Origin of the sequence: Longitalea arenae (assembly GCF_016924755.1) — a bacterium.
In the GTDB taxonomy this organism is placed as follows: Bacteria; Bacteroidota; Bacteroidia; order Chitinophagales; family Chitinophagaceae; genus Niastella; species Niastella arenae.
The window spans coordinates 268,253-293,912 of the sequence record NZ_JAFFJX010000001.1; the positions used below are offsets into that span (position 1 = coordinate 268,253).

At 45.6% G+C, this 25,660-nt stretch carries 21 protein-coding genes; 13 read left to right on the forward strand and 8 right to left on the reverse strand.

The annotated features are described in order from the left end of the window. Window positions 1-17 precede the first annotated feature (17 nt). From meaB to JT717_RS01210, 4 genes are read right to left on the reverse strand one after another with little or no spacing between them, the layout of a single operon-like run. Complete coding sequence (gene meaB, locus JT717_RS01195; RefSeq protein WP_205508326.1) at window positions 18-926, reverse strand: methylmalonyl Co-A mutase-associated GTPase MeaB; 909 nt, start codon at window positions 924-926, stop codon at window positions 18-20. Window positions 927-945: 19 nt separating this feature from the next. Then, entirely contained in the window at window positions 946-1,749 is an 804-nt protein-coding gene (locus JT717_RS01200; RefSeq protein ID WP_205508327.1) for a glycosyltransferase family 2 protein, read from the reverse strand. A 33-nt stretch (window positions 1,750-1,782) separates the two neighbouring features. Further along, window positions 1,783-2,541 carry a glycosyltransferase family 2 protein gene (locus JT717_RS01205; protein WP_205508328.1) on the reverse strand — a complete coding sequence of 253 codons (759 nt, stop codon included), beginning with the start codon at window positions 2,539-2,541 and terminating at the stop codon, window positions 1,783-1,785. A gap of 42 nt (window positions 2,542-2,583) precedes the next feature. Then, entirely contained in the window at window positions 2,584-3,459 is an 876-nt protein-coding gene (locus JT717_RS01210) for a glycosyltransferase family protein (RefSeq protein WP_205508329.1), read from the reverse strand. Between the two features lie 120 nt (window positions 3,460-3,579). Here JT717_RS01210 and JT717_RS01215 point away from each other — a divergent pair, with 120 nt between their 5' ends. The 9 genes from JT717_RS01215 to JT717_RS01255 all read left to right on the forward strand — a co-directional run bounded on the left by JT717_RS01215 (window position 3,580) and on the right by JT717_RS01255 (window position 14,820). After that, window positions 3,580-4,227, forward strand: coding sequence for an LON peptidase substrate-binding domain-containing protein (locus JT717_RS01215; RefSeq protein WP_205508330.1), 648 nt, complete (start codon window positions 3,580-3,582; stop codon window positions 4,225-4,227). Between the two features lie 160 nt (window positions 4,228-4,387). Beyond that, complete coding sequence (locus JT717_RS01220) at window positions 4,388-5,116, forward strand: type III pantothenate kinase (RefSeq protein ID WP_205508332.1); 729 nt, start codon at window positions 4,388-4,390, stop codon at window positions 5,114-5,116. 26 nt (window positions 5,117-5,142) lie between these two features. Continuing rightward, the gene (gene lptC, locus JT717_RS01225; RefSeq protein WP_205508333.1) at window positions 5,143-5,721 is read left to right on the forward strand and encodes an LPS export ABC transporter periplasmic protein LptC; all 579 of its coding nucleotides are present in this window, start codon (window positions 5,143-5,145) and stop codon (window positions 5,719-5,721) included. Window positions 5,722-5,873: 152 nt separating this feature from the next. Next, window positions 5,874-6,863 (forward strand): potassium channel beta subunit family protein, encoded by a 990-nt coding sequence (locus tag JT717_RS01230; protein ID WP_205508335.1) that lies wholly within the window; start codon window positions 5,874-5,876, stop codon window positions 6,861-6,863. A gap of 1,692 nt (window positions 6,864-8,555) precedes the next feature. After that, entirely contained in the window at window positions 8,556-9,197 is a 642-nt protein-coding gene (locus JT717_RS01235) for a TetR/AcrR family transcriptional regulator (protein ID WP_205508337.1), read from the forward strand. 19 nt (window positions 9,198-9,216) lie between these two features. After that, window positions 9,217-10,548, forward strand: a complete 1,332-nt coding sequence (locus JT717_RS01240; protein ID WP_205508339.1) for a TolC family protein — start codon at window positions 9,217-9,219, stop codon at window positions 10,546-10,548. Window positions 10,549-10,578: 30 nt separating this feature from the next. Beyond that, complete coding sequence (locus JT717_RS01245; RefSeq protein ID WP_205508340.1) at window positions 10,579-11,631, forward strand: HlyD family secretion protein; 1,053 nt, start codon at window positions 10,579-10,581, stop codon at window positions 11,629-11,631. A 185-nt stretch (window positions 11,632-11,816) separates the two neighbouring features. Then, on the forward strand, window positions 11,817-13,364 hold the full coding sequence (locus JT717_RS01250; RefSeq protein WP_205508341.1) for a DHA2 family efflux MFS transporter permease subunit: 1,548 nt from the start codon (window positions 11,817-11,819) through the stop codon (window positions 13,362-13,364). 634 nt (window positions 13,365-13,998) lie between these two features. Further along, the gene (locus tag JT717_RS01255; protein WP_205508342.1) at window positions 13,999-14,820 is read left to right on the forward strand and encodes an SDR family oxidoreductase; all 822 of its coding nucleotides are present in this window, start codon (window positions 13,999-14,001) and stop codon (window positions 14,818-14,820) included. Between the two features lie 172 nt (window positions 14,821-14,992). Here JT717_RS01255 and lysS read toward each other — a convergent pair whose 3' ends face one another. From lysS to JT717_RS01270, 3 genes are all read right to left on the reverse strand, one after another. Beyond that, a complete protein-coding gene (gene lysS, locus JT717_RS01260) occupies window positions 14,993-16,519 on the reverse strand; it encodes a lysine--tRNA ligase (RefSeq protein ID WP_205508343.1) in 1,527 nt (508 codons plus the stop codon). Between the two features lie 151 nt (window positions 16,520-16,670). Continuing rightward, entirely contained in the window at window positions 16,671-17,552 is an 882-nt protein-coding gene (locus JT717_RS01265; protein ID WP_205508344.1) for a flavin reductase family protein, read from the reverse strand. 54 nt (window positions 17,553-17,606) lie between these two features. Continuing rightward, on the reverse strand, window positions 17,607-18,617 hold the full coding sequence (locus JT717_RS01270) for a fumarylacetoacetate hydrolase family protein (RefSeq protein WP_205508345.1): 1,011 nt from the start codon (window positions 18,615-18,617) through the stop codon (window positions 17,607-17,609). Window positions 18,618-18,763: 146 nt separating this feature from the next. Between JT717_RS01270 and JT717_RS01275 the strand changes: the two genes are divergently transcribed. From JT717_RS01275 to JT717_RS01290, 4 genes are all read left to right on the forward strand, one after another. Next, a complete protein-coding gene (locus tag JT717_RS01275; RefSeq protein WP_205508347.1) occupies window positions 18,764-20,011 on the forward strand; it encodes a serine hydrolase in 1,248 nt (415 codons plus the stop codon). A 6-nt stretch (window positions 20,012-20,017) separates the two neighbouring features. Then, a complete protein-coding gene (locus JT717_RS01280; protein ID WP_205508349.1) occupies window positions 20,018-22,513 on the forward strand; it encodes a bifunctional glycoside hydrolase family 9 protein/polysaccharide deacetylase in 2,496 nt (831 codons plus the stop codon). A gap of 198 nt (window positions 22,514-22,711) precedes the next feature. Further along, complete coding sequence (locus tag JT717_RS01285; RefSeq protein WP_205508351.1) at window positions 22,712-23,809, forward strand: fatty acid desaturase family protein; 1,098 nt, start codon at window positions 22,712-22,714, stop codon at window positions 23,807-23,809. Between the two features lie 85 nt (window positions 23,810-23,894). After that, a complete protein-coding gene (locus JT717_RS01290; protein ID WP_240347767.1) occupies window positions 23,895-24,494 on the forward strand; it encodes a sterol desaturase family protein in 600 nt (199 codons plus the stop codon). A 36-nt stretch (window positions 24,495-24,530) separates the two neighbouring features. Here JT717_RS01290 and JT717_RS01295 read toward each other — a convergent pair whose 3' ends face one another. Next, entirely contained in the window at window positions 24,531-25,655 is a 1,125-nt protein-coding gene (locus tag JT717_RS01295; protein ID WP_205508355.1) for a GNAT family N-acetyltransferase, read from the reverse strand. Between the last annotated feature and the right edge of the window lie 5 nt (window positions 25,656-25,660).

Genomic DNA, 25,660 nt, shown 5'->3' on the forward strand with positions numbered 1-25,660 from the left:
CTTGATCGAACGGATTTTTAATAGAACCTGGTTATAAACGAATAAACATTGGTGATATTTTCCTGTTGAATAGCCGCCAGCAAATCCTCTTTCCGAATGTCTTTCATGCGATGCTTCTGTAAGAGATAATACGCTTTATCAGCCAGCAGCCTGAATTTCTTTTCTGTTGCCTGCACATGTTTAAGGCCGGTGCCAATAGCTTCAAACAGTTCGTGAACGCCCTGTTTTTGCGAGGCTATGGTCTTTATGACCGGAATATCAATTGCTACCGCATGGAAAGCCGGCTGCAACATTAATTTCAGGTTTCTGTAAAACGTATCTGCATCGGGCCTGTCGGCTTTATTCACTACAAAAATATCGGCAATTTCCATAAGGCCGGCTTTCATGGTTTGCACTTCATCGCCAGCTTCAGGCACCAGCACTACTACGGTAAGATCGGCCAGTCCGGCAATTTCAACTTCACTTTGCCCTACGCCAACGGTTTCAATGACGATAAAATCGAAAGGGGCGGCTTTTAATACTTCGGTCAGCTCGATGATCTTGGGATGCAGTCCGCCCAGAGAGCCCCTGGTGGCCAGGGAGCGGATAAACACATTCGGATGGCTGTACCATTCGCTCATCCGGATGCGGTCGCCCAGCAGGGCGCCCATATTGAAAGGGGAGGATGGATCAACACATAAGACGGCTACCTTTTTTTGGGCTGTTACCAGTTCGCCGATGAGGGCGTCGGTAAGGGTGCTTTTGCCTGCCCCCGGTGGACCCGTAATGCCAATGATCTGTGTATGTTCATTAATTGGCAATGTGGCCAGGAAACGGTCAAAACCCGGCACTTCATTTTCAACCAGTGATAAACACCGGGAAATGGCTTTTGGTGATCCAGCTTGTATTTGTTCCAGCAACTGCTGCCAGTTGACGGAGGCCTGCATGTGCATGTTCTATAGCGTATTACAAATATTGAGCGATGCCTGTATTGCACCAGATCGAATTGGTTTCTATAGCTTCCTGTACCACCGCATCATTCTTCAAAACACTGGTACGGTCATACTCTTTGTGGTAGAGATGGTATACAATTCCCTGCAATTTAAAGTACACGCGCTTTATACCCCTGTTATATAACCGAATAACCAGTTCAGTATCTTCCCGGCCCCAGCCGGTGATGGCTTCATTATAGCCATTCACCAGGATAAGGTCATCGCGCCAGAAGGACATATTGCAGCCCCTTAAATTATACAGGCCCTTCTCTTTTTTGAACAGTTCAATAAAATGGGCTATAGCCGGGGCATGCAGGGCATTGAGCTTATTTCGCACACCTTTATCGAATAAAGAGATCTGTTGGTTTTTGCTTTTCAGGATCCGCTTCGACAATTCTTCGCTGAGCAGGACGCGGCTGCCGCCAATGAAATGACCGGGACGGGCTGCTGTTAGATGATCTTTAACAAACGATGGATGCAGAATGAGATCGCCGTCAATTTGAATGAGGTAATCGCGGGTTGCGCTGGCAATCGCTTTGTTCCGGATCTGGCCTAGTTTGAAACCTTCATCAGGATGCCATACATGATGTAAGGGAACCGGAAAATCTGCCTGAAACCTGCTTATTAGTTCCCGGGTTGGTTGCTTTGAACCATCATCGGCAATAATTACTTCATCAGGCAACAGCACCTGGCGTTTAACGCTTAGCAGGGTTTGTTCCAATGCCTCCGGCCAGTTGTAGGTGGAAATAAGTAATGTGCTCGATGGTGTTGGTTTCATCTGTTACGATCGTTTAAGGGTGATGGGCTTCAGCTATTTCTTTTCCTGCTGCAACTGCCATATTTTGGTATACTTCATAAAAGCACCATATGCATGGAAAGCTGCAACAATAAATCCATGTCCGCCATCTAAAAAACCGCGCTTAAAGATATATGCCTGCAAAAAGGTGGCCAGTGGTCCGAAGATGATCTTGCCCCAGCTTACCTTTTTTCCTTTTTTGAAATTCAGTTCAGCGCCCAGGTTGGTGTACTTGTTTGCCTTGGCAACATGTTCCTGGATGGTAAAATACGTATAATGCAGCAAATGGCCTTTTAGCCGGTGTTGAGACAGACCCGGCGATAACAGCAGGGTTTCATGTACCAGCTCATCATTCCAGCGCACTTTGCTTTTCGGAAATAACCTGATCTTGTAATCGGGATACTCAACACCATGCCGTAAAAATTTACCGTAATAATAATTCAGGCGGGTAAAATCGTACATGCCCTGCAAGCCCTGGTTTTTAGCGGTGCGTATACTTGCTTTCAGTTCATCATCCAACGCTTCATCGGCGTCTAAGGAAAGGATATATTCGTGGCTGGCCAGTTGAATGCCGAGATTTTTTTGCGGACCGAATCCCAGCCAGGCCTGTTGTTTTACAATGGCCCCGTGTTGCCGGCAGATAGCAACCGTATCATCTGTTGAAAAAGAATCTACGACGATGATTTCGTCGGCTACCGTTTGCAGTGATGCCAGGCAGCGTTGAATATTCCGGGCTTCGTTATGTGTGATGATTACTGCTGTAATCGAATTCATTGAATTTTTTTTTATATGGGCGTCGGTTCTACCGATACTGGATTACCGCAAGATCTTATAATTTTTGTAATCGAAGAGGCGCCTGCCGGTTGCTTTCTCTATATAATACAGGATACGGTTCTTAAAGGAAAAGCGTTTGCGGCTGATATCCATTTCAACTTTCCAGTTCTGTTTTTTGATCCTTTCCTGCATGACCGCCGGATGGGTTTCGGTATATTTTGCCAGGGAATCGAATTCATTGTTGAAATCCCAGAAGTCTGACCCGGTGAGGAACTGTTCCCACTCTTCATCGGTACGCCAGAATTTTCCAAGGTTCTTTTGCTTCTGCAGCATTTGCTTGGGGCTTTTTACCCAGCCATAATGAAAAATATGGGCGTCGATCAATTTCACATTCAGCTTACGGCCATCTTTGCGGAAGCCCTGGGCGTCTTTATAGGAATGAATGGTTTTATCATTGCGGATGATGCGGATCTCCCGGTTATACCAGCGGCGGCTATCACCCACATAATCATACGTACCGTAAAAATGGGTGTATTTGAACAGCAGCCCTTCCACCTCTTTTTGATCTTTATATTTCCGGGCAGCATCCAGAATGGCCGGATAATATTTTTCATGCACCACCTCATCGGCCTGAATGTAAAATGCCCAGTCGGCATCCGGCGAAATCTGTGCAAGCGCTTTATCGGTCTCTACGGCCAATACCTGTCCGCCTTTACGCAGCGCCGGGTCCCACACTGAATGTACAATACGGATCTTGTCAGAAGCAATGGATTGAATGAGCCCAAGTGTATCATCTTCACTGTCACCAATACTCACGATCATTTCATCTACAAGTGGTAATACAGAACGTATAGCTTCCGTTACGGGATAATCATTAATTACTGCATTTCGTATAATAATAAATCCCGAAATTTTCATAACTTTTATTTAAATACATTGTTATTTAGGAATGCAATATGCCCTGCAAATGTAGCTGAATGTGGAATATATTTTACAGGTTTAAAAACATTGTGTTAGATTGCAAAACGTGTATTTATTATGACTAATTTCATTCCGATTTTCCCCTTGAGCATTGTAGTTTTTCCGGGTGAAAAGGTGCATCTCCACATTTTTGAACCCCGCTATAAGCAATTGATTACTGAATGTTTCGAAGGCAAGAAGTCTTTTGGCATCCCTTCTGTTGTAAATAACCGCCTGCAGGAATTGGGCACCCTGGTGCAGGTCAGCGACATTGTTCAAACATACGAAAATGGGGAAATGGACATTAAAACCGAAGGTTTGCGCATTTTCCGCATCCTGGAGGTGATAAAACAGGTTCCGGATAAATTATATAGCGGCGCCATTGTGAATTATCCCGAAAATGATGATGCCGGCAGCCGCGATCTGATGCAAAAAGTGGTGAGCGGGGTAAAACAAATGCATCGTCTGCTGAATATTTCAAAAGATTTCAAAAAGCCCGAAGAAGAATTAAAAACCTATGACGTAGGGCATCATGCCGGTTTGTCGCTCGAGGAAGAATATGAACTGCTGGGGCTCATGAAAGAACTGCAAAGGCAGGAATATATGAAAAGGCATTTGCAGAAAGTATTGCCCATGTTGCTGGAAATGGAGCAGCTGAAGGAAAAAGTAAAATTGAACGGTCACTTCAGAAATCTGTCAGCCTTTGATTTCGATATCGATAAGTAAATTTTTCGTCTGCGCCCGAAAGCGCCTGTCCCGTTTCCATAGTGTTTGCGGCGATGGAGTGGCGCACCCGAATCATTCTGCAATCTTTTTTGGCAAAAAGAAAAAAATCGCATTTCTTCATCCGGTATTTGATCCAGGAAAACGTTAAAATACATTCAGTTTGGCAACAACGTTATGCTTTGATTTCGGCAATACCCGGTTGAAATGTGCTGTTTTTGAGAACAGGGAACTACAAAAAGTACTGGTACTTGAAAATGATAGCAATGACACCATTAAACAGCTGATCGAGCAATATAAACCTGCCAAATCAATTCTTTCTTCTGTTGTAAATCACAATCCCGGCCTCGAACAGTTGCTGGCTGCGGCTTCCCGCTTCCATAAATTATCGCATCAGTCGAAGATCCCCATTACAACACCGGTGGGTAAACCCCAGGATATCGGGGCCGACCGCCTGGCGCTGATGGTGGCCGCCGTTGACCTTTTTCCCGATCATAACAACCTGATCATCGGATTGGGCAGCGCTATCACCTACAACTTCGTTAATAAATACAAAGAATTTCTGGGCGGGGGAATTTCGCCCGGAATGGAAATGCGGTTCAAGTCGCTGAAACTTTTTACGGCCAAACTGCCCCTGGTTGAAAAAGACTGGAACCTGCCCCTGATAGGGTATGATACCCGTACGAATATACTCAGCGGCGTAATCCTGGGAATGGCCAAAGAGATCGATGGCATGATAGATGCCTACGCAGAACGCTATGGGAACTTTAACGTGGTGTTAACCGGGGGCGATGCGCCCTATTTTGTGTATCATTTGAAAAACAGGATATTTGCAGACCCTGACCTTATTTTCAAGGGCCTTTTTGCTATCAGCGAACACAATAATGTGTGACAGAACCAGGTGATAGCCCGTTATATATGCGAAGAACCATCAGGACATATCATTTTCTCACCGCAGCCCTGTTAATGGGTTGTTTTTTTGTGTTTGCTGCCTGTGAAAATGACCAGGCTGTGGTAGACCAGCTTTTCAAAAAGAAAATAGCTGTTGAAGAAGCTAAAGATGTGGAAAGCTACATGAGCCAGTCGGGCATTACGAAGGCCAAACTCACTTCGCCCTATATGCTACGGGTGCAGGCCGATTCTCCCTACCTGGAGTTTCCGCGCACATTACATGTTGATTTTTATGACGACAGTACCGTTATAGAAAGTACGCTCGATGCCCGCTATGCCAAATATGTGGAATATGATCACAAAGTGTTGTTGCGCGACAGTGTGCTGGTGCAAAGTATCAAGAATGGCGATACGCTGCGTACGCAGGAGTTGTGGTGGGATCAGGACAAGCAGGAATTTTATACCGATAAGCCGGCCCATGTATACCAGCGTGATAAGATAATTTTTGCTAAAAACGGTTTGCGGGCCGCACAAAATCTCACCTCCTACACTTTCTATAGCAGCTCGGGCCCCATGCTCGTGCCCAGCAATGGCCTGCCGGAATAAGTAAGTTCATAGAACCCGCACCAGCCATTCACCATCAGCTACGAGTTGATAAACGATTGCCCCTGCCTATTGATCGTTGCTCCATTTTCCCTTTCTATTGCCGATTGATTTACCTGCTACAACCCTTACATTTGAAGTCTAAACAAAACTATATGGAATATAGAAGACTTGGACGATCAGGATTACAGTTGAGTGTTCTTTCCTTTGGCAGCTGGGTAACTTTTCACAAACAAATTGACGATAGTATAGCAGATGCATTGATGGGAATTTCATACGATGCGGGTATTAATTTTTTTGATAATGCGGAAGGTTACGCAGGCGGCGAAAGTGAGAAAATGATGGGGCGGGTATTGAAGAAAAAGAATTGGGACCGCAGTTCCTACGTGGTTTCATCTAAAGTATTTTTTGGTACCCGCGGCAAGGCTGCGAAACCCAATCAAACGGGGCTCAGCAGAAAGCATATGGTGGAAGCCTGCCATGAGGCGCTGGAAAGGCTGCAGCTCGATTACCTGGACCTTTATTTCTGTCATCGTCCCGACCCTGCCGTGCCTATTGAAGAAGTGGTATGGACGATGCACAATCTTATACAGCAGGGAAAGATCCTGTATTGGGGAACCAGTCAGTGGAGTGGCGCCGAGATCATGGAAGCGCACCGGGTGGCGCAACAGTATTGCCTGATCGGCCCTGCTATGGAGCAACCCCAGTACAATATGTTCGAACGCTATAAAATGGAAATGGATTATCTGCCGGTATTTCAAAATGTGGGTTTGGGAACTACCATCTGGAGCCCGCTGGCTGCCGGCTTTTTAACCGGTAAGTATAATGACGGTATACCGGAAGAGTCGCGCCTGGCCATTGCAGGCTTTGGCTGGTTGAAGGAGAGATGGATCCAGGATGAAAAAATAAAAAAGGTAAAACAGCTGGCAGTGTTGGCAAAACAATTAAACGTTTCTTTAGCGGCACTGGCCATTGCCTGGACTATCAAGAACCCACATGTAACTACCGCCATTCTGGGTGCTACCAAAGCTGAACAGTTGCGGGAGAACCTGAAAGCAATGACTGTGCTGCCTTTGTTAACGGCCCAGGTGATGGATGAAATTGAGAACATACTGCAGAACAAGCCTTATATGGATCTTGCCTGATGACAACTATAATATTTGTAATACTAACAATAATAAACGGTGTCATTGCTTAAGCTGTACACTTAAGCATAGTAATGATATTTGTGCTACCAACATTTAACCCGCCTTGTAAGGGGCGGGTTTTTTTATTGGTTGCATGTAGCAGACGGTATAACATTGGCGGAATGTCGTGATTGTGGTTGCTGATCGTGTAGATACATGGGTTATGATCAAAGGCAATTATTCTTTAATACAATTTTTAATGGCAACGTTAATGCCTGGGCTAATTGTGATTACAGGTTTGGTAAATGGATCATTTAAGTAATTGATGCCATAGGCCTGGGGTAACGTGTTTGTACATACTGGTAATTTCATCAACTAACGGTGACATGTACGTATGGATGGCCCTTAGTAATAATGCTATTGTGTTGTATTTGACGGTTGAATATCTTTGATACATAAAGTCAGCAATGCGCACACATCGTTGCCTTAAGAAAGCCTTTAACTATGAAAACTGAACCGAACCTGTTCCTGTTAGCCGAACATACTATGGCTGATTTCTTTTTGCACGCTGCCCTTGATTCTTTTATAATTTATTCCCCATTTATTAAGAAAATTAAAGCAGACGGTGTTATACATCAGGCTGCTGTTGCCAGGAGCCATTTTCATTAAAGTCAGTGGAACATTCGATTACTGTTTTCAGCATACATAATGATATTTTTTTCAAAAGTCTCTAATAGGGGTTAAATAGTGCATAGGGCAAAAGGCCGCCCTTTTTCAAGGGCGGCAAATTTTTAAATTAGCCGGGAAGTCAATGATACGGTACCCCCTGAACAGATGAATGTTATTAAATAAGAAAACCGGCTTAGAGAAGCCGGTTCATACCCTGATATTATTAAATGAGAACTAAGTGACTGAAGTTATAACCTAAGCTCCGCTTTTACATCCTTTCTTCCATATTGCTCCTGGAACCAGGTTATAGAAAATGGCATGCAGTCAACCAGAACTTGTATAAACACCATTGAAACGATAATACGTTTCATTTATTATGTGATTTGAATTAAAATTTTCAGCTTACTTCAAAAAACCGTGAATAATGTTCCTGCGCTGATGGGGCGCGGGTTCCAGCGGTTTTAGATGGCTGGTAAACCTTTATGGTGCGGATCATTTGAGCTTGCCTGGTTACTATGCAAACTTGCACACCGCTGAAATGGGGCGGGCACTAACAGCTCGAATTCATTGGTTGCGTATAAAATGATCAACCAATCAGGTTCGCTCAGGGCCACTAAAATTTAAGATCCGGGTGGCGAATGCCCGCCGGGGCGCGAGGTGCTTAGCGTTCAATTGATATAAATAACCTTACAGTTGTTAGTGTAACCATATTAGCAACAGGCGCATTAAAATAGTCAGCCTGCTCTATCCTTTTTAAACGCCGGGAACCGCTCTGCCGGTTTTTGCAAGGCCTGCTTTTGTTATTTAATTGTTATTGGAAAAAATTGGTCGCGCCTTTTTTCACACGCGCATCGCTTGCAGTGAATTCCATCCATCTGCTTTTAAATCAATCTGCTAATGGTAGTTTTTCTCAAACATTCGTATCGGTGCACCGTTGCCGTTTTGCAACGGTGTGTAGAAAATCACTGTCCTGAAATTACTTAAACGTTTGTTTAATTTAAACGTTTGTTTAATTTTGGGTCCCCAAAAGAAAGATCTTATATGTCACTCACGGAAAAAGTAGATAAAAGGACACACATCCTCTCGGTTGCAGAGCAACTGTTTGCAGAAAATGGATTTGATGGGACTTCTGTGCGGGATATTGCGCAACTCGCTAACGTTAATCTTGCCATGATCTCTTATTACTTCGGATCAAAAGAAAAGTTACTGGAAGCATTGATCGAAGACAGGGCCGGCTACACGCTGGGTATACTGGAAGAATTAAGTAAGGATCAAACCCTTACTCCCTGGGACAAAATAGACCGTGTGGTTGAGTTTTATGTGGATAAGATAATGAACAATTACCGGTTCCATTGCATCATGTCGCAGCAATACAATCACAGCCGGTCAACGGAAATAAAAGAGCTCATTATCAATATCAAGCTGCGAAACCTGGAGCAGATAAAAAAGGTGATCACCGATGGGCAGAAGAAGAAAGTATTTCGTAAGGTGGATATAGAATTTACCATGGCGAGTATGTTTGGCACCCTTACCCAGATCGTGAACTCAAAAACCTTGTATTGCCGCCTGATGAAAGTCGATGAAACAGATGAACCGAGTTTTCGCAAAAAGATCGCTCCGCGGTTAAAAACACATTTGAAACAAATGATGCGGGCGCACCTGGACATTAAAAATGAAGAATAACATTTAATATATAGATCGCATGAACTTGAAAAAGAAAATAGTTTCGGGATTAGCCTTATTACTGAGCATTTTTTCCGCCGGTGCGCAAAGCCGGACGATCAGTTTGGAAGAAGCGGTTAAGCTGGGCGTGCAGAATAGCAAACAACTGAAGCTGTCGCAAAATAAGATCGAGCAGGCGGTCTCCCAACTGGAGCAGGCCAAAGATGAATCATTGCCCACCGCCAAAGTAAGCGCAGGTTATAGTCATGCCCTGATGTTACAGCGGAATTTTGCCCTGCCTTCGGCAGACGGTTCAGATCCCAAGAGCATAAAGTTTCCCTTTGATAACACCTTGTACCAGGCAACCGTGAGCATTAACCAGCCCATCTTCGCCGGCCATCGTTTTCGCTATGCACGTGAATCGGCCAACCTGCTGATCCAAAGCAGTAAGCTGAATGCAGAAAGCGACAGGGATGAAATTGTATACAATGTTATCAATGCCTATATCAACTTCTATAAGATCCAGCAGAACCAGAAAATAGTAGCGCAAAACCTGGAAGATGTGGATCAGAAATTGACAGAGATAAAGAAGTTTGAAAGCCAGGGCTTGGCAACCAGGAACGATGTATTGCGCTTTCAGCTGCAAAAGTCAAACATACAATTGCAACAGATTGAATTAGATAATACCCGCAAAGTGGTGAATTATAACCTGAATATCTTGCTGGGTCTGCCAGATAGTACAACCATACAGGTACAGGACGTAGTTTATAAGCTGGACATCACAGAAAGACCGGAAGTTTATATGAAGCAGGCCCTGCAAGATAGAAAGGAATTCGGTTCGCTGAATTATCAGAACAAACTGGCCGAAGTGAATATCAAAAAGGTGCACGATGAAAAATTGCCTACGGTAGGCGTTGGCGGTAACCTGTATTACATTAACCCTACAAAAGCGTTGTTTCCCAAAGGATCTACCTACCTGGCGCCTTTTGTTGTAGGCGTAAATGCAAGCTGGGACATTACCGGTTTCTTCAAGAACAAGAACAGATTATCAGAGGCCAACTTACAAAAGCAGGAAGTAGCTGCGAGCCGCGATATTCTTACCGACCGCGTGAAAATGGATGTGAATAAATCCTATACCCAATACCAACAGGCTTTGGAAAAAATAAAATTATTGAACGACGCGGTGGTTCAGGCCACGGAAAACGAACGGATAACCGAATCGAAGTTCAAGAACAACCTGGCTACCACTACTGACCGGATAGATGCACAAACCCTGTTGTATGAATCACGGTTGAACCTCGAGCTGGCCAAAGCCGATGCTACCGCCGCTTATTATACCCTTTTGAAAACAACCGGACATATTCAACCCTAACCATTTAAAAAAGCATTAAAGAGATATTGTATGAGCGAAGCAAAAAAGAGTAAAGGAAAAAAGATCATTTTCCCGATCATTTTGGGGCTGGTATTAGTTGGCGCCCTGGCCTTTACGGCCAAAGAATATTTTTATGGTAAGAGCCATGAAGAAACAGACAATGCACAAATAGATGCCGATATCAGTCCGGTAGTGACCAGGGTCAGCGGCTATGTCAAAGAGATCCGTTTTACCGATAACCAGTTTGTAAAAGCAGGGGATACCCTGGTAGTGCTGGACGACCGCGATTTCCAGATCAAGCTGAAGCAGGCCGAAGCTGCGCTGGCCGTGGCCAAACAATCGGTGAATGTATCACAATACGCAGTAGCCGAAGCCAGAACCGGCATTGCCACTGCACAGGCAAATATTAAAACAGCCGAAGTACGCGTGTGGAAAGCAAACGAAGACTTTAAACGCTATCAGGCCCTTTACGAAGATCATGCCATCACCAAGGCGCAGTTTGATGCGGCCAAAGCCGAGAAAGATGCGGCAGAAGCTGCTCTGCATGCTGCAGAAACACAGGTTCCGGTGATCACTGAAAAAGTAAGCACCAACCGTCAGCAGGTACAGGCCACTGCCTCGAACATCGGCTTGCGCGAGGCAGATATCGATTATGCCAAATTGCAGTTAAGCTATACAGTTATTACAGCTCCTACGGATGGTATCGTTTCCAAAAAAACCATTCAACCGGGCCAATTGGTACAGGCTGGTCAGTCCCTCTTTTCAATCGTCAACGACAATGGATTGTATTTGACCGCGAATTTTAAAGAAACGCAAATTGAAAATATCAAAGTCGGCCAGACGGTGCATATCAATGTAGATGCATTTGCCGGTCATCCGATAAACGGTACGGTGGAATCATTTGCAGGTGCAACCGGCGCCAAATTCTCATTACTGCCGCCCGATAATGCTACCGGCAACTTCGTAAAAGTGGTACAACGCATACCGGTTCGGATTAAGCTCGAAAAAGCAGATACGGAATTTGTAAGCCGTTTGCGCCCGGGCATGAGTGCCAAAGTGGTGGTGGATACCAGGAAATCATAAAAGTGGAAGGCTCAATGCTGAAGCCGGAGGTTAAAACGCCGCTATAATTGCCGGTATTCAATGTTACGTTAAACATTAGGCTTTCAGCATGCCGCCGCGGCTTAGTTTCATAAAAGCCCTTTGAAGGAGGGCATAGCGGCTGGACTGAGCAAGCCTTCCGTGTTAAGCATATTAAAATATTAAGAATGGCAGAACAAGGATTTAGGAAATGGATCATTACCATTACCGTGATCATGGCTTCTTTGCTGGAGTTGATTGACACCACCATTGTGAATGTGGCCCTGCCCGATATTATGGGCAACCTGGGTGCTACCCTGGAAGATGCCGGCTGGCTGGTGACCGGTTATGCCGTGGCCAACGTAATTGTATTGCCCATGTCGGGCTGGTTGGGTGATCGCTTTGGCAGAAAGAATTATTTTCTGGCCTCCATCCTCATCTTCACAGTGGCTTCTTATTTGTGCGGACAAGCAGGCACACTCACCGAACTGATCCTGTACAGGTTGCTGCAAGGCCTGGCCGGTGGCGGCTTATTGTCTACCGCGCAGGCCATTTTGATGGAGACCTGGCCCCGCGAGGAAATAGGAATGGCAACAGCCCTGTTTGGTTTAGGTGCAGTTGTAGGACCTACACTCGGCCCTACCATCGGGGGCTATATTGTTGACAATACCAACTGGCGGTATATCTTCTATGTAAATATTCCGGTAGGCGCAATTGCCGCATTTCTCGTATCGATGTTTGTGCGGGAGTCGCCTATGTTTGCGAAGGGAAAACCGATCGACTGGTGGGGTATCCTTTTGCTGGCGATTGGCGTGGGTAGTTTACAGGTAGTGCTGGAGAAAGGGGAAACCGAAGACTGGTTTGAAACACCTTATATCACCGTGCTTACGATCACGACCATCATGGCGGTAATTGGTTTTATCTGGCGCGAGTTAAGTACCGATCACCCGGTAGTGGATTTTCGTATCCTGAAGAACCGGAGCTTTGCAATAGGTACCATTACTTCATTCGCCCTCGGATTCGCTTTATACGGATCAGTGTTTATATTCCCCGTATTTTGTCAGAACCTCTTACATTTTACCGCCCTGCAAACCGGGCTGATCTTATTACCTGGTGGACTGGCTACCATTTTAATGATGCCCTTTGTAGGCGCCATGCTGAAGCGCGGTGTTCCGGCCCAGTATATGGCTACCGGCGGATTCTTTTTGTTCTTTGTATTCTGCTGGATGTTATCAAACAGTACCCTCGAATCAGGCACCGGCGATTTCTTCTGGCCTCTGATCATCCGGGGTATCGGAATGGCCATTCTCTTTGTTCCATTGACCACATTGGCGGTACAGGGGCTTCAGGGCAAACAAATAGGGCAGGGAACCGGCTTGAACAATATGATGCGGCAGTTAGGCGGTTCTTTCGGCGTGGCCATTTTAACCACGCTTATCCACGTTAAGTCGGCCGAGGTGCGCACAGCGCTTTTGGGTAACACCAATCCCTTTAATCCCGCTTATGTGCAACGTAAGGAAGGCCTGGTGCAGTTGTTAATGGGCAAGGGATATTCTTTACTGGAAGCGCAGCAGGCCAGCGATCGCATGATGGAAGGAAATATTATCAGACAAACCATGCTGGTGACATATGACCATATGTACATGCTGATCGGGATCTTTGTACTCTTGGCTATACCGGTGATCTATTTGCAGAAGTTCAAGAAGAAGCCGGTGATCGTTGCAGATGCACATTAACAGGCCGTTAATAACTTAAGAAGTTTATAAGGGTGGGTTCCGTACCGGGGCTCACCTTCTTTTTTGCAATGAAACCGGGCCTGAAGCCAGGCGATGACACAGGTATAAAAAGAAACAATCCCGGAGGTATTCCGGGACTGTTTAAAAAGTTTGTACTAAACCTTACCAAGAAGGAACAGGGTTCATCAGGAGGTACAAATTTTAAATCATTTTCAAAGGATGCCTGGATTAAGCGGATCTGGATTTTTGTTTGTCTCGATTGAATGATTCAGGAACTGTACGGTTTTCAGGAACATTGGTTTTACTGGTCTTTCTTTGGATCTTGGATCTCCCGCTTGCAACGGGATTGGTCTTTCAGGATCTTGGTCGGTTTTTCTTGGATTGTTGGATCAGGTTTTTTGTTTGGATATTGGTGTTCTTGTAATCAATCAAACTTGACGATTACAAACATATTGTTAAAATAGTTGAATTGCAAGCGAACAAACGCTTGATTTATACATTTCAGAAATTACCTGTGAAATAGTAAAACTACGTATTGTTGCAGGTGCTTGTACTTTAAGTTTCAATTTGACACTGAATTAGAATAAATTGTAAGTCGCATTACGAATTGATTCACCGAAAAAACAACAACACTATGCAGTTCAAGGGAAGGAAAGTACTCATTACAGGTGGTTCTCGAGGCATAGGGAAAGCGATTGCTATGCGTTTAGCAGCCGATGGCGCCGAAATTGCCATCGTAGGCAAAACGGTTGAACCTCATCCCAAACTGGAAGGAACCATTTATTCTGCAGCGGAAGAGATCACAAAAGCCGGCGCCGGCAAGGTGGTTCCTATTCAGGGCGATATTCGCTCTGAAGAAAGTATTGAGCAGGCAGTAAAAACAACTGTGGAGCAGTTGGGCGGTTTGGATATCCTGGTCAATAATGCCAGCGCCATAAACCTGTTGCCAACAGAACAAATGGAGCCAAAACGCTGGGACCTGATGCATGATATAAATGTCCGTGGCACCTTTTTTATGAGTAAGGCCTGTTTACCCGCCTTGAAACAAAGTAGTAATGCGCATATCTTGAATTTGTCGCCCCCGTTGAATTTAAATCCCGAATGGTTTGGCCGCTTCCTGGCCTATACCATCAGTAAGTATGGCATGAGTATGATCGTGTTGGGACTGGCTGAAGAATTAAAGCCGCACCGGATAGGCGTAAATGCCCTGTGGCCCAAAACTACCATTGCCACCGCCGCCATTCAGAATATTGTAGGGGGCGATGTGATGGTGCAAAGAAGCCGCAAGCCGGAAATAGTAGCTGATGCCGCTTATTATATCCTGCAACGGCCGGCTGCCGAATGTACCGGTAATTTCTTTATTGATGAAGACATTCTGATGCAGCATGGTATCAGCAATTTCGACCACTATGCCGTGAATCCCGGCGGAAAGCTAATGCCCGATCTCTTTCTGTAAAAGCAGAAAAAACGTCCCGGCATATCGGGACGTTTCGGAAGTACTAGTTATGGGCAAAAAGAATGGGCGGAAAAGATGCCTAAAAAAATAACCGAAATAACAGGAACGAACGCCTGCTGCTTCGGTTATTTTTAAAACTCATCTATAATGAAAGTGAGCACTGTGTCAGTGCTTATTCTCCGGTCTTTTCGGGCCGCATTTGCGGGAACAGTAGTACGTCCTGGATGCTGGGCTGATTGGTCATCAGCATGACCAGGCGGTCGATGCCAATACCAATGCCTGATGTAGGCGGCATACCGTATTCAAGTGCACGCAGAAAATCGTTGTCGATATACATAGCTTCATCATCACCGCGTTTCAATAATTCAGCCTGCTCTTCAAAACGCTCGCGCTGGTCGATGGGGTCATTCAGCTCACTGTAAGCATTGGCGATCTCTTTGCCATTTACCATCAGTTCAAAGCGTTCTACCAGTCCGGCTTTGCTGCGGTGTTTTTTGGTAAGCGGGCTCATTTCAATAGGATAATCGATGATAAATGTTGGTTGCACATAATGCTCCTCGCATTTTGAACCGAAGAGCTCATCGATCAGTTTTCCTTTGCCCATACTCGCTTCGGTATGGATGTGCAGTTGTTTGCATACTTCTCTTAAACCTGCTTCATCCAAGTTGCTTACGTCGATGCCTGTATGTTCTTTAATGGCATCATAGATACTAATGCGTTTAAAGGGTGCTTTGAAGTTTATTTCTTTATTTCCAACTTTAACGGTGGTAGTGCCGTGTAAGGCCAGGGCTATTTTTTCGAACAGTTGTTCGGTGATCTCCATCATCCAGAAATAATCTTTGTAGGCAGTGTACCATTCGAGGACGGTAAACTCAGGATTATGGGTGCGGTCCATACCTTCATTGCGGAAGTTGCGGCTGAACTCATATACCCAGTCGAACCCGCCTACGATCAGGCGTTTCAGGTACAGCTCATTGGCTATACGCAAATAAAATGGCACGTCCAGCGCATTGTGATGCGTCACAAAAGGGCGGGCGGCTGCACCGCCGGGAATGGATTGCAATACCGGTGTATCCACTTCCAGGGCGCCCTGGGCATTTAAGAAGTCCCGGATGGTATTGATCAGCTGGCTGCGTTTCAGGAAGGTGTCCTTTACCTGCGGGTTGATGATGAGGTCAACATAACGCTGGCGGTAACGGAATTCCGGATCGGTTACTGCGTCGAAGGTTTCACCTTCTTTTTCCTTAACGATCGGTAATGGTTTCAACGATTTGGTAAGGAAGGTAAGTTCGGTAACATGCACAGAGGTTTCACCGGTCTTGGTGGTGAAAACATATCCTTTCACCCCAATAATGTCGCCGATATCGGTAAGGTGTTTCCAGATTTTATCATACAGCGTTTTGTCGTCACCGGAACTGATATCGTCGCGTTTTATATACAACTGAATGCTGCCGCTGCTATCCTGTAATTTGGCAAAAGAAGCTTTACCCATGTCGCGGATGCTCATGATACGGCCAGCCAGGCATACATCGGCAAAGTCGGCTTTGTTCTCTTCACCCTTGTAATTTGCCTTTATGTGGGCTGCAGTAGTGTTAACGGGGTACAATGGGGCGGGGTAAGGATCGATACCCAGCTTTTGTAATTCCTGTAATTTTTCGCGTCGGATAATTTCCTGTTCAGACAAATGTTGTGTGCTCATATAATTGCAAATGCGGGTGCAAAGGTACTTGTTACCAGGCACACAACCAACCGGGGTGGTAAGTTGCAGGTTTCAGGCTTCAAGGCCCCAGAAATGCACCAGCCGTTGTATATGGGGTGTCCCTGGAAACTGCAACTTGTAAGCTGTAACATCAATCCAGCGCCAGCAGCACCTGCCAGGCCTCCCGTACTTTGCCTTCGTTGAGCAGTTTTTGGGCATACATATGCAATTCGGCTTCCATATCGGCCGGATTGAGTGAGTAGTATTGAAAAATATTTTTCAGCTGCACATCGTCGAATGCAGGATCAATGACCGGCATTTCATGCACATTGCCCAACTGGGCCAGGTTATTACCGGTAAGTATCCGGCTGTTCCTGATGGGTGCCGGCAGGGCATCGATACCAATGCCCAATTGGGTATTGGGTTTTTCTACCTGGAAAAGATTGGTTTCATCTACCCGGCAATACCAGTCGCCACCCAGGCGGGCCACATGATGTAATTTCCGCTGATCGATCTGTTTGTTTTCGTTCAAAATGTCATCGGCAATATGCAAACGCAGCACTTCACAAATGACGAGGTTGCCCGCACCGCCCTCGGTGCCCAGGGCTTTTATTTCCTGCACCCGGCATTCCATTTTTACCTTGCTTTCTTTTACCATGGGCGGTTTTACCAGGGTAGCGGGTTCGGCCGTAAAACCGGCTTTTACAAATTCATTCACTTCTTTAGGGAACTCGCAACTCGACAGGCTGGCCTGGTGTACCATATCGTAATCTACAATGTGGATCACCACTTCGGGCACTTCCATTACATTTTGCAGGGTGTGTTTAGTAGTATTATCGCGTACCCGGCGCGATGGCGAAAAGATCACGATCGGCGGGTTAGAAGAGAAAAGATTAAAAAAGCTGAATGGGCTCAGGTTCACTGCACCTGCTTTATCCACCGTGCTGGCAAAGCAGATGGGCCGCGGCGCTATGGCGTGCTGCAGGTAATTCTGGCGCTGAACCGTTGTAAGATCTTTTAAATCGATGATCATGAAATACAAATATGCTTATGTGGTGATTTGCTAATAAATATAGTGTACCGGATTTTACAGGGCCTTCTTTCTCGCCAGAATAGAATAATCATCCTCTTCGGCAACGATCGTATTGCTGAGTATGCCCAGCCCGTCTATTTCCATTTCCACCACATCGCCGGCCTGCAGCCATTGTTCCTGGTAGTCAGGATCGTTCAGTTTACCGGTTCCATTCAATTCCAGGAAACAACCGGTACCTACAGTGCCGCTGCCAATGACATCGCCGGGATAGAGATCAACGCCATAAGACGCCCTCTCAATGATCTCGGCAAAGGTCCAGTTCATGTCTTTCATATTACCATCGCTCACCTGTTTGCCATTCACACGGCATTGCATCCGAAGGTTATAGTTCGTACCGGTGTGGCCTTCCGGGGCCGGCACTTCATATTGTTGCAATTCATCTAAAGTTACCAGCCAGGGACCGATCACGGTAGAAAAATCTTTTCCTTTGGCGGGCCCGAGGTTCAGTAGCATTTCTTCCATTTGCAGGCGGCGGGCGCTCATATCGTTCATGATCATTAATCCGCCAATGTAATCATCAGCCTCCTCTGCCCTGATGTTGCGGCCGTGTTTGCAAACGACAATGGCGACTTCCAGTTCAAAGTCGAGCTTTTCAAAATGATCGGGCATACATTGAATGTTACCCGGTCCCTGAATGCTGTGATGATTGGTAAAATAGAAGATGGGGTATTGATCAAATTCAGGGATCATAGGAGCTTTCCGGTTACGGCGGGCCGCCTCCACGTGTTGCCTGAAAGCATAGCCATCGCGGCAGGATGTTGGGAAAGGAACCGGCGCCAGGATAGTGGCGCTGTCATACGCAAAGCCTTTGCTTTTTGGAATTTTACCTTCCCTGATCATCATTTCTCCGCCCAGCGCCATAGAACAGGCATCATCCCAATAACTAAGGAACATACTCATATTCTGAGGCAGATCGGGGTGTAAAACTTCGGCATCGTATAATAACCCGTCTACCAGTATGGCTACACGGTCGTGACCTTCGCTGAGATAAGAAACAAGTTTCATGTGGCAGTATTTTTAGAGCATGCAATGTAGTAGAAAAGTTGATAAAAAGGGCAAGTGGCAAGTGGCGAGTGGAAAGTGGCCAGCCTTGCAGGAATATGCGGTATAAAAAATTATTGCCCGGTTTCATTTGTTTGTAACTTTTGCCCATGAAACAATTGGTGTTAGTAATGGTATTGTTGGCAGTCGCTTGTGTTGGATGGGCACAAGCCAAAACGGATAAATGGCTTGAACAGTTGATCCGGCAGCAGGCCTCCCCCTTTTTAAAGGATATTCTGAACCAACCCGACACCTTCCATTACCAGCTTATATATACAAAGATTGACCGCGATAAAAAGAACAAGCCGCATTTTACCAATTACTTTTTCCGGGTGAACCGCAACGAATACTTTAACCCGGCTTCCATGGTTAAACTGCCTACCGCCTTATTAGCCCTGGAGAAGATAAATACATTGAGCAGCTATGGGGTGAACAAATACACCACCATGATCACCGACAGCGCTTACCGCCGGCAAACCAAAGTGCGATATGACAGCAGTGCGGCCAACTACCTGCCATCTGTAGCTCATTATGTGAAAAAGATCTTCCTGGTGAGCGATAACGATGCCTATAACCGCCTGTATGAATTTGTAGGCCAGCAACGGTTGAATGAACGATTGTGGCAGATGGGCTACCGGGATACGCGCATCACCCGCCGGTTTGTGGCCATGAACGAGGATGAGAACCGGCATACCAATCCGATTCGTTTTGTGCAGGGCGATAGTGTGTTATATGCACAGTTGCCTGCCTTCAGCCCTGTGCCCTTTAATTTTAAGAAGAAGATAGCCATTGGCCGGGCGCACTATAACAGGAACGACAGTTTAATAAATGCACCCTTTGACTTTACTACCCATAATAATTTTCCACTCGAAGATATGCAGCAGGTATTGCAGGCAGCTTTATTCCCCGATGCAGTACCTGCGGAAAAGCGGTTTCAGTTACAGCCCGATGATTACAGGTTCCTGCACCGTTATATGAGCCAATTACCTTCTGAAAGCGATTATCCACGTTATGACACAACCGAGTTCTTCGACAGTTATACCAAGTTCTTTATGTTCAAGGCATGGCGCAGCAAGATCCCGCCTTACATAAGGGTATTTAATAAAACCGGCTGGTCCTATGGCTTCCTCACCGACGTTGCCTATATCGTTGACTTCAAGAACAAGGTCGAATTCATGCTGAGCGGCAACATCTATGTAAATAGTGATGGGGTGTTGAACGACGACAAATATGAATATGAACAAACCGGCTATCCTTTTTTTAAAGAAGTTGGCAATATTATTTATCAGTATGAGCTCGGCAGGAAAAGAAAACATGTGCCCGACCTGAGCGCCTTTCAATTTGATTACAGTAATTAAAATATAATGGTGAAGAAGAGCACGCTTTCGCTGGTAATTATACTATTACAACTAACTGGTTTTTTCGCAGCAGCACAAACGGAGCAGAACAGCTGGGTGCGCATTAATTTGTTGGGCTATCAACCCGGTAGTCTGAAGGTAGCCGTGTGGTGCAGTAAAGGAAAAAACGCCATAACTGATTTTACCGTTGTTGACGTAGCCAGCGGGAAAACAGTGTTTACAGGAAAAGCCGGCAAGGCATTTGGCGCCTATGGCCCTTTTAGCCAGACCTGCCGCCTGAACTTCACAGCTTTTTCCCGGCCTGGCCGGTATGTCATCAGGGCAGGCGGTGCTTCTTCACCGGAATTTACCATCGGGAACGATGTGTATAAAGGCAGTGCTGATTTCTGTTTGCGGTATATGCGCCAGCAACGCAGTGGATATAATCCCTTTTTGAAAGATAGTTGTCATACCCATGATGGCTATACCTTGTATGGGCCCATGCCAGATAGCACCCGTATTGATGCCAGCGGTGGCTGGCACGACGCCTCTGACTACCTGCAATATGTAACTACCTCGGCCAATGCCACCTGGCATTTGCTGGCCGCCGGCCGCGACTTCCCCCAGGTATTTGGCGATGGCCACCTGGCAAACGGGTTGCCGGGAAAAAATATGCAGGCCGATGTGCTCGATGAAGCCCGCTGGGGCCTGAACTGGTTATTGAAAATGCATCCGCAGAAAGACTGGTTGTTTAACCAGATCGCCGACGACCGCGATCACCAGGGCATGCGTATACCGCGGCAGGACAGTTTTTATGGCCGAGGGTATGAACGGCCGGTCTATTTCTGTACAGGACAGCCCCAGGGTTTTGGCAAGTATAAGAACCGGTCGACCGGGGTAGCATCTACTGCCGGAAAATTTGCGAGTGCGTTTGCTTTGGGCGCTGTGCTTTTCGGCGATACGCTTTTAGAAAGCAGGGCGCTTTCGGCTTGGGCGCTGGGCCAGGCAAAGCCAGGCGTTTGCCAAACGGCACCCGGGCGTTCGCCTTATTTTTATGAGGAGGATAACTGGACAGACGACATGGAGCTGGCAGGCGCTTCTATCTATTCAATGAATGCTGCCAATAAAAAGCATCTATCGGCTGCTTACAAATATGCCAAAGCGGAGACCATTACACCCTGGCTGGGCAAAGATACGGCCCGGCATTACCAGTGGTACCCCTTTATCAATGTGGGCCATTATGAGCTGGCCAGGCAATTGGGCGGCCAAGAAAAAGCAGCGTTAACCGGCTATTATAAGCAGGGGATCGAACTGGTTTGGCGAAAAGCTAAACAGAATGCATTTTATCGGGGAATTCCGTTTATCTGGTGCAGCAACAATTTAACAACATCCTTTGCCATCCAATGTTATTGGTACCGCCAGCTTAGCGGCGATGCCCTCTACAGCGAACTGGAGCAGGCTAATTTTGACTGGCTCTTTGGCTGTAACCCCTGGGGAACGAGTATGGTTTATGGTTTGCCGGCCTGGGGCGATACGCCCGTGGATCCGCATTCTGCTTTCACGCATTTGGGTAAATATCCCATTGATGGCGGATTGGTGGATGGACCTGTTTATGGAAATATTTATAAAAATCTTATAGGCATTACTTTGAATGAACCTGATGAATATGCTGCCTTTCAAAGCGACCTGGTTGTATATCATGATGATTATGGAGACTATTCGACCAATGAACCTACCATGGATGGAACGGCTTCGCTTATCTATTTGCTGGCTGCCAAAGAAGCCGGTGGGCAGAAAAACGCCAAAAGCGCTTCACTAAAGCCGTTCACTTATGAGCAGGGTGCGATTATCCGGGGCGATTCCGGTAAAAAAAAACTGGCGCTGGTCTTTACCGGCGATGAATATGGTGATGGCGCCGAATATATTGCGCGATTGCTGCAAGAGCAAAGAATAAAAGCTTCGTTTTTCTTTACCGGGCGGTTTTATCGTAACCCGGATCATAAACAAGTGATCGGTTTGTTGAAAAAACAGGGGCATTACCTGGGGCCTCACTCCGATGAACACCTGCTGTATAACGACTGGCGCCGGCGTGACAGTTTACTTGTCACGAAAGAAGAATTCAACAGCGATCTGAACCGAAATTATATTGCCATGCAGGCTTATGGCATTAACCGGAAAGATGCATCCGTCTTTTTGCCGCCTTTTGAGTGGTATAATGATTCTATAGCTGCCTGGTCGAAGCAACAGGGCATACAACTGGTAAATTTTACACCTGGTACCTACAGCAATGCCGATTACACAACGCCTGATATGAAGAATTATCGCAGCAGCGCTTCGATATTAGATTCAATTATAAACTATGAGCGGCGAAATGCTACCGGCCTGAATGGTTTTATTTTATTACTGCATATAGGCACAGCTCCTGTACGTACAGATAAATTTTATCACCAGTTGCCCCAATTGATCCATTACCTGCGTCAAAAGAGATATGTGTTGACTACTGTCAATGAGTTAATAAAGTAATGCTGGTTTATATTACAATCTTCCCGTGTTCCTGCTTCATTTATTAAATAAATGATCTATCCCTGAAATATTTTTTCTTTTTCATTGAACCTTTTTAGCGCAAAGAGGTTGTTATAAGCGGTGCACCAACTTTTCCTACTAAACGGTACCCTGGCAAGTAATTAACCAAGAAAGGATTTGATCTAAAAGCGATTACCAATGGAAAAGGTAACCAAACCACGCTATGCGAAAAGTGGCGATGATGCCATCTTTCATCAATTGCGGCAGGATGTGAGTAATCTTGTACAGCAATTGGAACCGAAACGACGGGGCAATATTTTGCTAAAAGCTGTTTTGTTCCCCGCCCTGTATTTTTTTGTCTACTTAAGTATCCTGGTTGCTGGAAAGCAGCTCGCCGTATTTTACTCCGCGTATTTCTTATTAGGTGTTATCCTGGTCATGATATTTTTAAATATTATTCATGATGCAGTGCATGGCACCATCTTTAACAGCAGGAAATTAAATCAGTGGTACGTTTACCTGTTCGATCTCATGGGCGCGAACAGTTATGTATGGCGTCAGCGGCATATCCGATTCCATCATAATTATCCTAATGTGAATGGATGGGATACAGATATTGAACAAAGTAAGCTGGCCCGGATCTTTCCCACAGGCAATGCCTTGCATATTCACCGGTATCAGCACATTTACCTGCCTTTGCTGTATCCCTTATACCTGTTTAACTGGCTGCTGGTACGGGATTTTAAGGACTTCTTTAATAAGCGAAAGACCATCTGGAAATTGATCAGTATACCGACTATTGAATATATAAAGCTGTTTGTATTCAAGGCAGTTTTTCTGTTTTATCTTATTGTATTGCCTAAATTGGTATTGCATGTTCCCTGGACACAGGTGATTGCCGGCTTTGTGATCATGCTGTTTACCGCCAGTGTATTTTCACTGATGGTGCTGTTAAGTCCGCACGCAAATACCAGTTCAGCGTTTCCATTGCCCGATGAGAAAAACAGCCTGCCCCATAACTGGATGATGCATATGTTATATACCACGAATGATATTTCCAATGACAACTGGTTCATCCGGTTTTTCATGGGTTGTTTCAACTATCATGTGGCGCATCATCTTTTCCCGAATGTGAATCATATATATTATCCTGAAGTAACCGGATTGTTAAAAAAATATGCGGAAAAATACGAGCTGCCGTACCGGCAGTATTCGCTAGGGGTGTCACTGGGTAAACATTACCGGTTGTTGAAAGAGAATGGGGCAACGGACAATATTTTTGAAGAAACTATGTAATTTTGCCATCAACTACCGGGTTATGAAATTTGAGAAGATACACAATAAGGGTCAAGCGAGATTGTTTCAGAACCAATACCTTGAGATGCTCACCAAAACACATCCCCTGGTTATTTGGGGTATGTACATACCGGTGATCATTTACATGCTTTATTACAGCCATGACCATCATGGTTTTTCTCCTTTACGTATTACCCTTACATTTATAGGAGCGCTGCTCTTTTGGACCTTCTTTGAATATATTGCCCACCGTTTCCTGTACCATTGGGTAAGTGAAAATCCACGGGTGCAAAAGTTTGTGTACACAATGCATGGTAATCACCATCATTACCCGCGCGACAAACAACGGTTATTTCTGCCGCCGGTTCCCAGTATTATCATGGCTTCTGCTATATTTTCGTTGATGTACCTGGTTATGGGAACCAATGTATTTATGTTCTTCCCCGGCTTTATTCTCGGCTACTTATTATACGGCAGTATGCATTATGCCATTCATGCCTGGAACCCGCCTTTTAAATGGATGAAACCCCTATGGCGCAACCACCACCTGCATCATTATAAAGACGAGAATAAGGGCTATGGCGTTAGCACCACGATCTGGGACAGGGTTTTTGGAACCATGTTCGATCTTAAAAAAGAAAAAGAAGATAAAGAGAAGGTAAAGGACCTCATGTTTAAAAGTTAACCAGTTAACGGGATAAGCAGTTAACTGGTCAGCCCGTTAACTGAATATATACCTGTAAGTACGGTGTATTTTGTCCTGTTTGGCGCCGGTGGCTTCATGCAGGGCAATCATTTTGTCGTTGAAATCGCCCACCCAGGCCAACTCCACGCCGGTAATGGTATTCCGGGGCAATACCTCCAGTTGTAAACAGCGGATAAGCGCCGATTCAATACCATGGTTCTGAAATCTTTTTTTGCAACCCATGATAATGATCCGGAGCCGGTCAACGGTTTTTGTTTTCGAATACCAGAAGAATTTTAGTTTACCCCAGAGGTTCAGTTTGCCATGCACGTGTTTTAATACCTGGTTTACATCGGGTAAACAAAGTACGACGGCGATAGGCTCGTTCTTATAATAGGCGAACCAGATGATGCGCTCATCCATAATAGCCTTCATTTGCCGGAAAGATTCTTTTATGGTGCCCATTTCAATGGGGGTGAAGTTCTCAAAGTCGCTCCAGGCGTCATTGTAGATCTCCCTGAAATCGGCAGCAAATTGATCGAACCGTGATTTATGGAAATGCCGGAATTCGTAGCCGGGTTTCTTCATTACCCAGTCGGCAATGCGGGTGAAGCGTTCGGGTAATGGAGTGGTGGCGTCTAAAAAATTGGTAAACTGGTCATACAGTTTTGTAAAGCCGTATGCTTCAAAAAAGTCTTTGTAGTAGGAAGGGTTATAGTTCATCCCCAGGCTTGGGGGCTTAAAGCCATGGATCAGCAATCCCCAATATTTGTCATTTTCCCCAAAATTAATAGGGCCGTCCATTGCTTGCATGCCTTTGCTTTTCAGCCAGGATTTGGCTGTATCGAGCAACAGGAAAGCCGCTTTTTCGTCGCGGATGCACTCAAAAAAGCCTACCCCGCCGGTTGGCTGCGGGTTCTTATGTGCCTTTTCATAATTTATAAAGGCGGCTATCCTGCCAATCACCTGACCGTTTTTATCGGTCAGCAGCCAGCGGTTACAAATGCCATGCGAAAAAAAAACATTATGGGAAGGGTCAAAAACGGCTTCCACATCACTGTCCAATGGGCAAATCCAGTTCGGATCGTCTTTATATAGTCTTTTTGGCAGGTCAATAAACGCACGTGCCTGCTTCGAATTGGCTACCTCTATCAGGTTCATGTAGC